The organism is Halolamina salifodinae (assembly GCF_017874235.1).
GTDB lineage: Archaea > Halobacteriota > Halobacteria > Halobacteriales > Haloferacaceae > Halolamina > Halolamina salifodinae.
In genome coordinates, this window is the sequence record NZ_JAGGLC010000005.1 from 43,967 (window position 1) to 58,152 (window position 14,186).

Consider the following 14,186-nt stretch of genomic DNA (forward strand, 5'->3'; position numbering starts at 1 on the left):
CCGGGCCGTACTCGATGTCGACGCCGATACCGAGACCTGGAGCTTCGAGGACGTCCCCCTCGATTCCGGGACGTTCGGCGAACTCGTCTCCCGCGGCATCGTGGAGAACGTCGACGGCGAGTACCGACTCGCGGATCCGGATGCAACTCGGGCGGCGCTCGAGGGTGAGGAGCCGGCGACGGCAGCGGCGAGTTCGCTGTCGTTCGAGGTCGATTTCGATCTCCCGCCCCGGCGTGTGACGCTCGCGTTACTTGGTGCGTTCGCACTGGTCGCCGCCTTCCGACTGTTCGCCTACCCATCCGTGTTCAGGGGTGAGCACGTGGTGTTCCTCGGGAACGATCCGTACTACTACCGCTATCTCCTCCTCGAGTCGCTGGAACAGGGGGCGACTGTCACCTCCCTTCCCGATTCAGTACTTCTGGGCGAACCGCTATTGACAGCGACGCTGCTTGCCGTGACCAAGCTATTCGGCGGGACTGTCGAGACGGCCGATCTCGTCCTCGCGTGGTACCCCGTCGTCGCCGGCCTCGTGACGGCCGGGCTGGTCTACATGCTCACCGTGAAGCTGACCGAGGAGCGACGGGTGGGGCTGGCGGCCGTCGTGGTACTCGCGGTGACGCCAGTCCACGCGTATCGGACCGCGGTCGGCTTTGCCGACCACCACGCGTTCGACTACGTCTGGCTCGCGGTCACGGCCGTCGCGGCCGTGACGCTGCTTCAACGGACGGATGACTTGGGGGGACGGTGGCTACGCGACCCATGGTTGCTCGGCTCGGGTGCCGTCGTCGCCGTCGGCGTCGCCGCACAGGTGCTCGCGTGGAACGCTGGGCCGATTCTCCTCCTGCCGCTGGCGCTCTACGGCGTGTTGCGCGTGACGGCCGCCGTCGACGCCGGCGAATCGGCGCTTCCCGATCTCCTGCTGGCTACGGGTATAGGGCTCGGCGGTGGGTTGGCTGTGGGGGTGCATTCAGCGCTCGGGTGGCAGGAGCTCTACATCGTCGCCACACCGCTCCTGCTTGCGGCCGGACTGGTGTCGGTGGTTCTGGTCGGAGAGGTCGCACAGCGACAGGGGGTTTCGGCCCGGGTGACTGCTGGGGGTGTTGCCGTGGCCGGTGCTGCCGTCTTCGCCATCGCGTACGTCGCCGTTCCAGGTTTTGCGACCGAGTTCAGTCAGGAGATCAATCGTCTGTTCATCGGCAGCTCTGTCGAAGGAGTCGCTGAATCAGCCTCGCTGTTCGGGACGCAATATGGGACCGTCACTGGACCCTTCTTTTTCTTCGGGTTGAGTCTCTTCTTTGCCCTCCCATACCTCGGTTGGTGTCTCGTCGTCGGATGGACCCGAAACCGTCCCGTCTGGCAGCTCCTCGGAAGCTATGGAGGAGCGCTGTTCGTCCTTTCGCTGCTAGAGGTCAGATTTGCGGGACAGCTCGCGTTGTTTGCCGCTGTGTTCGGAGGTATCGCACTCGTCCACCTTATCTCGGTTACAGGCGCCGCTGCGCGGCCCGTAATACTCTCCGAGAACGAATCGGTGCGCCCATGGCGCACTCAGGAGCGTGAGGAGTCGGATTTCTCGCTGACAGACCGCGAAACCGCAATCTCCATTGTCCTCATCTTCCTGCTCGTTGGGGGACTTGGTGCGGTGATGACGCCCGCTCGGACCAGCCTCCTTACGGTGAACGACGACAGCTACGAGGCCGCATCGTTCATGGCGGAATACTCAGCCGAGGAAGGGTGGGAGTATCCGCAGAACTACGTGTTCAGTGAGTGGGGCGATAGCCGTATGTACAACGCTATTGTGAACGGGGAGTCACGAGGTTACGGGTATGCGCAGTCGAACTATGAGGACTTCCTCGCGTCGACGAATGCTTCGGCGTGGTACCAACGGATCGATGGCCGAGTCGGGTTCATCGTCGTCGAACAGTACAGTGAACTGGAAACCGGGGCCGAGTCGGCGATCTACAATCGCCTACAGAACTGGGGCAAAGAAACTGGACACTATCGGGCGATCTGGGCCAGTGAGGATGGGTCAATCAAAGTGTTCACGCCCGTGCCGGGAGCGACTGTGAGTGGCTCGGCCGAACCAAACTCCACGTTCACTACGACGACGACGGTCAACGTCGCAGGCCAAGGGGTGACGTACTCCCGGACAGTTACCGTGAATGAATCCGGACGATACTCAACACTCGTTCCGTATCCCGGTACGTACGTATTTGCGGGAGAGGAGGTGACTGTTTCGGAGGAGGCCGTCAGGTCGGGCGGTAACGTTCGGGCCGGGAACGGGTCCAGTAGCAGTAGTCCGTGACAGATCTAGTCGGTATTCCGACCGGAGTAACGTAGTCCTTATACGAAGTCAACGACGTGTCTTGTGTAGATGACGACGGGATGGCGCTACCGGACGCTATCGATAGGCGGCGTAGCCGGACTTGCCGCCGTAGCCGTACTTATAGCAAATCACGCCATCCCACAGTATCTCTTCACGACGTACATTCCGTTTTTCAAGAATCTAGAGGCGACGGTGATGGAGGGGCGCTATCTTCGACAGGTCCTCCTACTGAGTGTGACTATCACTGTTGGAGCACTCATTCCGATGTACAAACCCCGCCCGCGGAGGATTCTCGATACGGTGCTGCTTACGCAGAAGCGGGTTCTCGTGAGTGGATTAGCGTTGGCAACCCTCGGGTTCTTTCAGTGGTCACATCGACTGCCGCGGGCAACACTAGTAATGTTCACTGGGGTGCTGATCGTCGTGTTACCCCCATGGTTCGTTGCAATACGGCGTCCGCCGAACGAATCCCAGAACCGGACGATTCTGATGGGCGATGACGTCAGTCAAATGCGGTCGATTCGTGGATCTATCGATGGAGAACTCGTCGGATATCTATGCCCAACTGCTGCGTTGCCCGTAGAAGATCCACGGCAGGTTATTGCCGATGGTGGCACTGTCGACGGTCTAGAGGACTTGAACTATCTCGGTGGGCTGTCACGGGTTGAAGATGCGCTCGTCAACCAAGACGTAGATACAGCAGTGCTGGCATTCAAAGATACAGATCGAGGGGAGTTCTTCGGAATACTAGACGCCTGCTACGAACACGGTGTCGCAACCAAGGTCCATCGCGACTACGCCGACTCTCTACTCACCGCCGACACCGAGGTTGGACCGCTGGTCAATGTACAGGTGGAGCCGTGGGACTGGCAGGATTACGTCCTCAAACGAGGGTTTGATCTGCTGTTCGCCGGTACTGCGCTATTAGCACTGTCTCCCGTTATTCTCTGTATCGTAGCTGCGATCAAACTGGAAGGGGAGGGCCCTGTACTGTTCAGTCAGAAGCGGACATATCTGTTCGGAGAGACGTTTACGGTATACAAGTTCCGGACACTGAAACCGAAAAAGGGCGGCGAGGTCGGGACGACAATCGAGGAAGACCGCCACACGCCGCTCGGACAGTTTCTCCGAACAACGCATCTGGACGAGATACCTCAACTCTGGTCGATTCTGGTCGGAGATATGAGTGTCGTTGGCCCACGACCAGCGCAAACAGAGCTCGAGGGGGAATTTGAAACAGCAGAACCGAAATGGCGTCAGCGGTGGTTCGTTAAGCCTGGACTCACCGGGCTGGCCCAAATCAACGACATGATGAGTACTGAACCTGCCGAGAAGTTCCGCTATGATCTCCAGTATATTCGGAATCAATCACTATGGCTAGACGTTAAGATCGTCATCCGGCAAGTGTTCAAAGTCTTCATCGACGTGGCGGGGTTGTTCAGCGACGACTGACTGGAGACTTCAGGGAACTCGACGAGACCTCACTATTCCCATCGCCAAGTCTGACAACCGGCGTGTCATTATATTCGGGTACTGCATTCTGTGCGTCAAAAATGAGATTTGAATCCTCAGCAATTTTGTCAGTGTCAAACTTATCGTGATTGACTAAGAAGAGAGCAATGTCAGCCGAGCGAAGAGTTCCTCTATCAATAGCCGATGCCGGCTCATACCGCTCATCCACGATTACGGCCTCATCGACGTGAGGGTCGACAGGGTGTATCGACGCCCCAGCGTTAATCAGCAATTCACAAATGTCGAGTGCCGGTGAGTTCCGAATATCGCCGACGTTCGGCTTGTACGACATTCCAAGAACGACTACTGACGCGTCGTCAAGATCGGTGCCATGAGCAGAAAGCGCGGTCTTAATTTGGCCAAATACGCGGCTAGGAACTGCCTCGTTGACCTCTATAGCGTTATCAACGAGTGAAAGCCCCGTTCCAGTTTGTTTTGCGCGCCAAGTGAGGTATTGCGGGTCAACCGGTATGCAGTGCCCACCAACCCCTGGACCAGGAGTAAATTTCTGGAAACCAAATGGCTTGGTCCCGGCGGCATCAATCGCCTCCCAAGCGTCAACTCCTGCGTTCTCCGCAAATTCTGCGAACTGATTGGCGAATGCAATATTAACCATTCGGTAGGTGTTCTCGATCATCTTCGCCGATTCAGCAGTAATTGTCTCCCCTACAGGGACTGTTTCAGCCACGACAGAGTCAAACAGCGCCTGAGCGGTTTCCCGTTCACGAACGCTGTCTGCGCCAACGACAAGCGGGATTTCCTCAAAGTCATACTCGCCACCGGGGTTAAGCCGCTCGGGAACAACAGAAACGAGAATATCGTCACCGGGTATTCGGCCGCTGTTTTCGAGCGCAGGGCGAATTACTTCATCTGCGGCACCGGGGTAGACGGTGCTCGAACAAACGAACAGGACATCACGGTCTGGAGCGTATTCTGCGACAGTTCGAGTTGCCTGACGGACGGCCCCCATATCAGGGGTTCCTGATTCGACTCCAGTAGGAACAGCCAGTACGAACGCATCACAGCCCGCGAGTTTTGCTGGATCTGCAGTTGGTCGGAAGCCTCGGGCTACAGTTTCGGTAAGAGTGTCGTCGTCGACGTCATCAACGTAGCTGTCACCCACTCGTAGCCGAGAAACCCGTTCTTCGTCCACGTCGAACCCGACAACATCGAATCCAGCATCGGTGAAGTGCTGGCTAAGCGGCAGCCCGACGTATCCAAGACCGATAACGCCGACTGTCGCAGTTCGATCGGCGATCTTGTTTTGAAGCGAACTCATTCCGGAACCACCGCCTGTTCGCGTTCCTCGATTATATCCAAGAGGATTCGATCGAGATCCGTCGATGGGTACCATCCAAGCGTCGCCTCAAGTTTGGACACGTCCGGCTCGCGTTGCTGGGGTTCCTCGAAATTCTCGTTATACGCCTCTTCGTAAGGAATGTGCGTGATATCGGAATCAGATCCAGTGAGTTCGATGATGCGCTCAGCAAGAGCATTAATTGAGGTTGGATCGGGGGCACCGATATTGATCACTTCGCCGTGGGCCTCGGGCGTCGTCAAGAGCTCATAGGTCGCCCTGACTGCGTCGGCGACGTGCGTGAAGCTCCGAGTCTGTGTCCCATCACCGTATACCGTAAGTGGCTCGTTTGCCAGGGCTTGCTCAACGAACCGGGGGATAACCATACCGTATTGACCAGTCTGCCGCGGTCCGACGATGTTGAAGTAACGGCCTATTGCCACTGGAAGGTCGTGGTCACGGTGATACGCGAGTGCAAGCGACTCGTCGATGGCTTTTGCTGACGCGTAACTCCAGCGCAGCGAGGATGTCGGGCCGAGTACACGGTCGTCTGATTCGGCGAAGGGTACATCCTCAGACTTGCCGTATAGTTCGGAGGAAGAGGCGATGAAGACCGGCGTCCGGTCGTCGACAGCCGCCTCGAGAACGTTCTCGGTTCCGACAAGATTGGTACGCATCGAACGGAGCGGCTCGTCGACGATGCGCTGGACGCCGACGGCAGCCGCGAGGTGGAAGACGCGGTCGGAGCGTTCGACGAGTGGTTCGATCGTCCCAGTCTCGATTACGTCGCCTTGGATGAGTTCGACCCGGTCGTGGTCGATGAGGTGGGACACGTTCTCCGGGTTCCCAGTCGAGAAATCGTCGAGGAGAAGAATATCGTCCTCTGTTTCGTCAAAGAGGTAGGTGGCAAGGTGGGAGCCGATGAATCCTCCACCACCGGTGATGAGCGTGAGCATTGGAGTATATGTAGGTTTGTAAGGTTAGTGCAGATAAGGTCACCGATGGATTCAAAATGTGACTTAAATAGGGTATAGCTGGTGAAGGGGTTGTTCTCTACGCCATCGAGTGGGAGACGCGCGCCGCACGTGTCGTCGAGCAGTGGACATCGACGCTCTACATCGCCGACTACCCGGACTACCCGAGTGACGGCTACCTCAGCGACCTGTTCGAACTGGCCGACGTCCAGTTCGACCTGACCGCACACATCACGCCGAAGAATCAGGAGCGGGCCCGGACCGAACTGCAGGAGATCGCCGACGACCTGCAGGTGGACGCCGACCTCGAACAGAGCGTCCGGAGCACGTATCTCCAAGAACGGGCGAACGAAGCGGCGGCGACGTACACGGCGGTCGAGAACGGGGCGAGCGTGTTCGACCAAGGCGTGTTCGTCACGGTGCGGGCAGACGATCCGGATATCCTGGAGGACAACGTGCAGCAGGTCAAGAGCACGCTCCGGGACGAGCCGGCAAACCTGACGCCGAGGACGGCGATCTGCCGGCAGGACGTGGCGCTGCAGTCCGCGGCGCCCATTGGCGCGAATGAGTTTGGGCGGGGGTCAATCGCGCTCGGCGGCGCCGTTGGGGCACTGCTGGCGTCGCCGCACAACGCGACGATCCTCGAGGAGGGCGGCATCGAGTTCGGAATGCACAAGGACACGCGGAGTCCCGTGGTGATCGATCCGTTCGCGCGGGACAACGGCTACGCGATGTTCACCGTCGGCGACACCGGATCGGGGAAGTCGTTCAGCTCGAAGCAGAACTTCATCCGCTCGATGGAGCAGGATCGCGACCGGATCGGCGTCATCCTCGAACCGCTGAACAACTGGGCTGGCGTCGCCGAAGCGCTGGATGCGAAGCGGATTACGGTCGGTGGGACGCTGGGACTGAATCCTCTAGAGATCCGCGAGACGCCCGAGCACGTGCAGCGCGCGATGGGGGAGGACGCCAGCCCGTTCAACGAGAAGCTCGACGACGCGATGAGTTTCCTCACCAACTTCTTCGCGCTGCGGGGGATCTCGCTTGGTGATCGGCGGACGACGCTGGAGCTCGGCCTCAAGCGGGCGTACAAGCGCCGGGGGATTACGGACGACATCTCGACGCACGGCAATCAGAGCCCGACGATCCGGGACATGCTGGACGTGTTCGAGGACATGATCGACGATCCCGAGGCGTTCGTCGTTCGTGCCGACGAGGAGGCGGGGAAGATCAAGGAGGACGCCACGTGGTTGCTCGATCAACTGCGACCATTCGAGGATGGTGGGCGATATGCGAATCTCGGGACGGAGTCGGCGTTCGACATCCGCGACGAGAAGGTGATCTACCTCGACCTCGCCCAGCAGGAGGGGAGCGTCGACAGCAGTACGGCGCTGACGATGCAGTTGCTAATTTCGTTGGTGTACGAGCGGGCAAAAGTCTCGGAGAAGGAGGTGGTGTTCTACATCGACGAAGCCCGGTACATCATGCAGGACGCCGCGAGCCTAGCGTTCCTCGAGACGGTGTTCCGGCACCACCGCCACCACGACCTTTCGATTCGGCTGGTTACGCAGACCGTCGACGAGTTCTTCGAGCACGCCGAGAGTGAGGCGATTCTGGATCAGTGTGCGGTGAAGCAGTTCCACCGGTTGGACGGGGTGGACGAGGAGTGGGCCGAGGAGTTCGGGCTCAACTACGCCCAGATGCGGTTTGTGCAGGATGCGGTGCCAGGGAACGAGGACGCCGGGTTTGCTGAGGCGCTCGTCGGCGTCGATGGGGAATGGCGCGGGATTACTGTTGAGGCGATGCACAAGGAGAAACAGGTGATCGATTTCGATCCGACGGCGGAGGGGCGGTCGTCGCTTCCCGGGGCGAGCGATGATGCGGTGGCTGGGGTGCAGACTGTTCGGGAGGCGCTTGCCGATCGGGATCGTGAGGATGGTTCTACCGACGAGTGATGCCGGTGAGGGTTCGATCAGCGGGCGGTTCGTGGCGGCGACGCCGGTCAGTACTGGCTCGATGAGTCGGGACGGAGTTCGGGATCTCGAGCGCGCGCAGTCTTCCCCGAGACTCCGCGCCTATCGTCGGGATCGGTATATTAATCTGCCTCCCCGTCGCTGGGAGCGCTCAATCGGGACTCCCGACGGTCGAGAGGGAAGAGAACCGGGCGGTCGGCGAAAGGTGTGCTAGTCTTGGCCGCCGATGACCGCTGTGCCACACTCGACGCAGACGTATGCGCCGTCGATGGTTTCTGCAGCGGGGGCGTTGCACGGGATACACTTCACACGGGACGATCGGACGGATCGTGGGTAGCGGCTCATCGGGAGTCAGTTCTCCGCGGACGCCGAGTCCTTGTACGGCTCACAGACACGCTTGACGCCTTCCTCAAAGTCGATCGTCGGCTCCCAGCCGGTCGCCTCGTGGAGTTTCGAGTAGTCGGCCATCGTGTCGTGGACGTACACCTCTAGGGGGTTCTCGATGTACGCCGGCTCAATATCGGTGCCGAGTTCGTCATTGATCATTGCGACCATCTCGTTGAACGTGTAGCTTTCCTCAGTTCCGACGTTGTAGATGCCCTGCAGTTCGTGCTCGGCAGCGAGTTCGCAGGCACGGACGACGTCGTCGACGTGCGTGAAGTCGCGCGTCTGGCTGCCGTCGCCGAACAGCTCCGGACGTTCGCCGTTCGCAATCTTGTCGGTGAACTGTGCGACGGTGTTGGCGAACTCGCCTTTGTGTTCCTCGGCACCGCCGAAGCCTTGGTAGACGGAGAAAAAGCGCAGACCGGCGAGAGTCATATCGTGGAAGTTGTGGAAATACTCCGCGTAGCGCTCCCGTGCAAGTTTTGAGGCTTCGTACCCGGTTCGGGCCTCCACATCCATGCTTTCGGGGGAGGGTTCCGTGCGGTCCCCGTAGATCGAAGAGGTGGTCGCGTAGACAACCGTATCACAGCCGTCCTTCCGGGCCTGTTCGATCGTGTTCACGAACCCTTCGACATTGACACGGGCGCCTTTCGCGGGGTCGTCCTCATGCATCTTGTACGAAGAGAGTGCGGCGAGGTGAAACACGATATCGACGTCGGTAGGGAGGTCCTCATCGACGACTGAGGCGTCGACGAACTCGACGTCGTCGTTGAGGTTGTCGGGGGTACCGAGGTACTGATCGTCGACTGCCACGACTTCATTCTGCTTTGCGAGGTGGTTCGCGAGGTTCGACCCGATGAAGCCGGCGCCACCGGTGACGAGGACGCGTTGGTTCTGCATGACTGTTCATGTTCGGGAGTTGGGGGAAAGCGTTGCGATCGGAAGCGGCAATCGTGCTACCGATTCAGGACTGTGAGTGAAAGGGCTGCATCTCGGTCGATCCGGAAGAGACACCATCGTTTCGCGTGATACTAGGAGGTTGAGCTGTGGTCAACCCAGAACTCTTCCACTACGGTCTGCCCGTCTGGACTGTCGAGATCGATTCCTCGCTGGACGAAGTTGGGGGCGTCCATATACCCACAAGACGAGGCATACGCTTCCCAGAAGTCGAAATCCTGCTCGGTGGCCCCCTCGTGTTTCTCTTCGACGGTTTTCTCGCGGTGCTCCCCGTTCGCGTCCTAGTAACCGCGCCATCGACGAGAGTTTGTACTGCTGCATCGCCGGGCGGCCGATCTGCTTCGTCTCCCATTCGATCTCGGTCGGGCTCCGGGTATCGGGGAACTTCGGTAGTTCGACGCCGTCAGCCACGAGCAGGTCGGAAGGTTATTACACAGATCAGCAGTATGCTTGTTTTGAATGGGGGAGTCTAGGGGAAGCAAAATAAAAGACGTTTTCCAACGGTTCTCACAAGATTTTGGGCTTTATTCGATCGCTGAGTTCGTTCCGGCGTTACTCGGTGTCGCTGCGCTGATGATCTTTACCCGTATCTTCCCGCCCGTTGCATACGGACAGTATGCGCTGGCGATGACGTTCGTCGCCGTGTTCAGTACGCTCACATTCGGCTGGTTGGAACAGGCAATCCTGCGCTTTGAGCCACAGATCGATACGGAGGAGTTGGTCGGAAATGTTGTCTCTATACTCGTCGGTTGTTGCCTGATTATAGCAGTCCTTGTTACTGCTGGATATGTGCTGTTCGGTGGTGCACTCGGCGAGTACCGAGCGTTCTATCTCGCAGCGGGAGCGCTGACGATCGCACAAGGATTGTTTAACACGTTCCGGTCCCTTTTCCAGGCACGGCTTCAGCCGGGATCAGTTGCGACATATAAAATACTCCGGTCGGTTGCGAAGCTGGCGTTCGCGTTTGTGCTCGCCGTAATAGTTTTTGATGACATCGTCGGATGGCTCTGGGGCGGCGCATTCGCAACGACCATCACTGTCGCCGTGATGGCGTACCGCTCGAACGTGATGCGGTTCTCGCCTCGCATCCAGTCTGCACTGGGGGCTCGTTTTCTCCGATACGGTTTTCCGATGATTGGCTGGCTACTCGGGTTGACGCTACTCAACTTCGCCGACCGTGTTCTCATCGAATTCATTCAGGGAAGTAGCGCCGTCGGGGTTTACTCCTCAAATTACAGCCTAGTCAATCGGGGGCTGCTTCTCGTGTTCACGCCGCTCATTCAAACCATCCATCCGATACTGATGAACAGATGGGACGGCGAAAACGTGAGCGAAGTAGAAGGCCTCATGACCGATTTCACGCGGTATTTCCTGATTATCGGTGTCGCTGCGACGATATTTGCTGGTGTCGTAAGCCGACCACTCAGTACGATCTTACTCGCTCCGGAGTACCGGGATGGCTACGTTCTCATTCCCATCGTCGCCGCCGGGCTGTTCCTCTGGAACATCTCGATGATCGGCCACAAAGGCCTGGAGATCCAAGAACGAACGCGGCTGATGTTTTTCGGCGTGAGTGGCGCTGTCGTCTTGAACGTCGCGTTGAACGTCCCGCTGATCAGGCTGTATGGCTATCTCGGGGCGGCGGTTGCGACGCTGGTAAGCTTCGGGGCCTACGCCGTATTTGCCTACGTGAGCTCGCTGTGGAGCATTCAGTGGCGATTCCCCCTTCGAACTGTTCGCAACACCGCTATCGGTGGTGTAGTCATGATCGCTCCAGGAGCGATACTCTATACGTCCTCGGCGTACACGGCACTCCGTGCCATCGTTGTGGCTGGCGTCGGCGTTGTCATGTATGGAGCAATACTCTATGCCCTGGGCGAACTCGAATCGAACGAATTAACAGCCGCAGCCGAGTTGGTTCGGAGGAACTGAATGTCCGAAACGAAACGGGTCGCGGTTGCTCATCACAATCTGATGGAAAAGGGAGGTGGTGAGGCCGTAGCGATGAATGTACTTGAGGCACTTCAGGATCATTACGCCGTTACACTGCTCACACTCACCGAGCCGGATCTCCCGGAGCTGAACTCGTACTACAACACGAACGTCAACAAGGAAGCGATAGAAATAAACCGGCTCAGCGCACTTTTCGAAAGAATATATGATCATTCAAAACGGTTTCATCTTTTCAAAAACGCTGTTTTATCCCGATTGGTGCAACGGGAGCAATACCGATTTGATCTCGTATTCAATACGTACAACGAGTTCAGTCTAGGGGACTGTTCTCTTCAATACATCCATATGCCGCAGTTTCGTCGATGGTTGACGGAAAATGAAAAGAGCGGCCCGCTGTTTGGGATCTATGATAAACTGTGCATGAGTATTGAAAACTTTGACCCGGCGCGTATCCAGTCTAGCGAACTACTCGCCAACTCCGAGTGGACGGCTGAAGTCGTTGCAGAGTCTTATCACACTACGCCCCGGGTGATCTATCCACCAATAGATACGGCTGAATTTTCCGGCACGGTGGCGGAGCAGCGGGAGTCCGGTTTCGTCACTATCGGTCGGTTGATGCCTCATAAGAACGTGTTACGAACCATACGAATAATCGACCAGCTTCATGATCGCGGTCATGATGTTCACGTCCACGTCATCGGACCGACAATCAATAGCGATTACGCGAAACGAATCGAAGCGGTTGCAGATTCCCGTGAGTTCGTTCACCTCGAAGGGGAAGTCAGTCGAAATCGATTAGTCGACCTGATATCGACACACAAATATGGGATTCATGGAATGGATCACGAACATTTCGGAATGGCGGTCGCGGAGTTAGCTGCTGGTGGAACGATTCCATTCGTTCCGAACGGGGGCGGCCAGCGCGAGATCGTCCACAAGCGCGAGGAGTTGTTATACGAGTCAGTGGAGGAAGCAGTCGAAAAAATCGATCGCGTTCTCTCTGATCCAGAACTCCGGCGGGAGCTCCGGGCACAACTGGGTGACATCGAGGAACGCTTCGGTCGGGAACGTTTCAAAACAACCATACGCGAAACAGTAGAACAAGCACTTTATGGATCTGTATAGCCGGATTGAGTTCCTTCCTCGGATTGAAACCGATTACTCGGATCACAGGGAAGCACTCTTGATAGCCACAGGGCTGATCGTCGGTCTCACGTTTCTCGCGCCGACTCTTTCGATCGTTCTCGGTGTTCCCGCACTCGTCTTCGTGATCGCCATCGGGGGAATCTACGGCGTCCTCATTCTCCTGCTACGGCGATTATTAGTCGGTTTGATCATCGGACTCGTTGTCACGTCGCCGTTCGCTGCGAACGTGCCACTAGCCGGCGAAGCCTATCTGAAGTCGTTTCCTGGCCATCTCGGCCCGGAGCTATGGTTGGTACAAGTTCCACTCGTATTGTCGGCGGTGCTTGTACTTGCGACGGGTCCACGGAAGCTATTGGCTGGGGCCACGCGAACTGAGGGGCTCTTTACGGTATTCGTCGGCTGGACAGTAGTCGCGGCGGTGTTCGGCGCAACAGCGCGACTCGATACGGCCCTGTATTTCTCGTTGCTGATGGCTCAAGCGCTCGCCGCCTTCATTTTGCTTCGGTATACGGTTCAACAACGGATACTGTCGTTCCGAACGGTTGTAGAGGTCTTCGTCGGAACGGTGCTGGCACAGAGTCTCCTCGCTGTTACACAATTCATTCACGGGGCGAATCTCGGAGTTACTACGCTTGGTGAGAGTGATAGTATCCCTCTCTCGACGCTCTCGTTTGGGCCGTTTGGGGAGTTCACTACTGGAACTTATGTCGCTGGGTTTACAGGAATGTCTTTTATTTTAGCAAGTCTTGTCATTTTGGCCGCACCAATGGTGATGATGATCGCCGTTCGGGTTAATGGGATCAGACGGGCGGGACTGTTGATGTCCACGCTCATTATGATAGGTGTTCTGCGTGCCACCGGAAGTGATGCGGCCCGAGGCGGATTAATTATCGCACTCCTCTTGCTAGGCGTTTTGTACCTCTATGCGTCACGAGAAGCGATTCGTGAGAAGATCTCAATAACAGGCACACGAGTTCTTTTCAATATAAGAAATAATATTAAATATTTTATATATAGAATAGGAATAACAGTTGCGACCGTTGTGGTACTGTTTTACCCCTCTTCAGCGTCAGGCTCGTCATCAGCGATTACCAATGTCGATCCGGAAACTGAATCCGGCGCAAGTAGCACGTCCGAAACGACCGCTATGAATAATACAAGTAGCACTGCGGGGACCCCCCAGGATATGGAAAAATTGTTGGGAGATCTATCAGTTCCGCATTTCGATCTAGCAAATCTTGGAGTTCGACTTCGGCAATACGTTGGTGGCCTTGATTTGTTCCTCCAACATCCAGTATTTGGTATCGGAGGCGCGAACTACGTTTACTACGCTACCCAGTATGATCCTTCCAGGCCTTATCCACTACATAATATCTATATCGGCCTACTGGCGGAGACTGGTTTTATAGGATTCCTACTCTATATTGTAGTGCTTGGATCGGTACTTTGGTACACGTGGAAAATTGTAGGCAGTTCTAACAGCGACGCCCTACTATTCCTCGGGATTTTTTGTGGAATGTTAGGTTACCTTGCATTTGGATTCTGGGATCACCTACCACTTACTAGAGTTACTTCACTCATCCCTTTCTGGCTACTGGCGGGGACCGTTGTTGGAGAATATATGAAAATAAAAAAGAACAATACAGCGTCAAATACACACTAATATC

At 57.0% G+C, this 14,186-nt stretch carries 8 protein-coding genes and 1 pseudogene; 6 read left to right on the top strand and 3 right to left on the bottom strand.

Annotated elements, in window-relative coordinates; genetic code table 11:
* Positions 1-100: 100 nt before the first annotated feature.
* Positions 101-2,302, top strand: coding sequence for an STT3 domain-containing protein (locus J2753_RS11255; protein ID WP_209492153.1), 2,202 nt, complete (start codon positions 101-103; stop codon positions 2,300-2,302).
* A gap of 69 nt (positions 2,303-2,371) precedes the next feature.
* On the top strand, positions 2,372-3,775 hold the full coding sequence (locus J2753_RS11260; RefSeq protein WP_209492154.1) for a sugar transferase: 1,404 nt from the start codon (positions 2,372-2,374) through the stop codon (positions 3,773-3,775).
* On the opposite strand, the gene J2753_RS11265 is transcribed toward J2753_RS11260, so the two are convergent.
* Positions 3,762-5,114, bottom strand: a complete 1,353-nt coding sequence (locus tag J2753_RS11265) for a nucleotide sugar dehydrogenase (RefSeq protein WP_209492155.1) — start codon at positions 5,112-5,114, stop codon at positions 3,762-3,764. The two genes, J2753_RS11260 and J2753_RS11265, sit on opposite strands and share 14 nt — an antisense overlap.
* Positions 5,111-6,088 carry a GDP-mannose 4,6-dehydratase gene (locus J2753_RS11270; protein ID WP_209492156.1) on the bottom strand — a complete coding sequence of 326 codons (978 nt, stop codon included), beginning with the start codon at positions 6,086-6,088 and terminating at the stop codon, positions 5,111-5,113. The genes J2753_RS11265 and J2753_RS11270 overlap by 4 nt, the downstream gene beginning before the upstream one ends.
* 101 nt (positions 6,089-6,189) lie before the next feature.
* On the opposite strand from J2753_RS11270, the pseudogene J2753_RS11275 reads away from it, so the two are divergent.
* A pseudogene (locus J2753_RS11275) lies at positions 6,190-8,061 on the top strand (VirB4 family type IV secretion system protein); the annotation flags it as partial.
* Between the two features lie 369 nt (positions 8,062-8,430).
* Here the strand turns inward: J2753_RS11275 and J2753_RS11280 are convergent.
* On the bottom strand, positions 8,431-9,363 hold the full coding sequence (locus J2753_RS11280) for an NAD-dependent epimerase/dehydratase family protein (RefSeq protein WP_209492157.1): 933 nt from the start codon (positions 9,361-9,363) through the stop codon (positions 8,431-8,433).
* Between the two features lie 516 nt (positions 9,364-9,879).
* Between J2753_RS11280 and J2753_RS11285 the strand changes: the two genes are divergently transcribed.
* Genes J2753_RS11285 through J2753_RS11295 form a run of 3 tightly spaced genes read left to right on the top strand, consistent with a single transcriptional unit; the run spans position 9,880 to position 14,182 of the window.
* Positions 9,880-11,352 (top strand): oligosaccharide flippase family protein, encoded by a 1,473-nt coding sequence (locus J2753_RS11285; protein ID WP_209492158.1) that lies wholly within the window; start codon positions 9,880-9,882, stop codon positions 11,350-11,352.
* Positions 11,353-12,498, top strand: a complete 1,146-nt coding sequence (locus tag J2753_RS11290; protein ID WP_209492159.1) for a glycosyltransferase family 4 protein — start codon at positions 11,353-11,355, stop codon at positions 12,496-12,498. It begins immediately after the preceding gene.
* Positions 12,485-14,182, top strand: a complete 1,698-nt coding sequence (locus tag J2753_RS11295) for an O-antigen ligase family protein (RefSeq protein WP_209492160.1) — start codon at positions 12,485-12,487, stop codon at positions 14,180-14,182. The genes J2753_RS11290 and J2753_RS11295 overlap by 14 nt, the downstream gene beginning before the upstream one ends.
* Positions 14,183-14,186 lie beyond the last annotated feature (4 nt).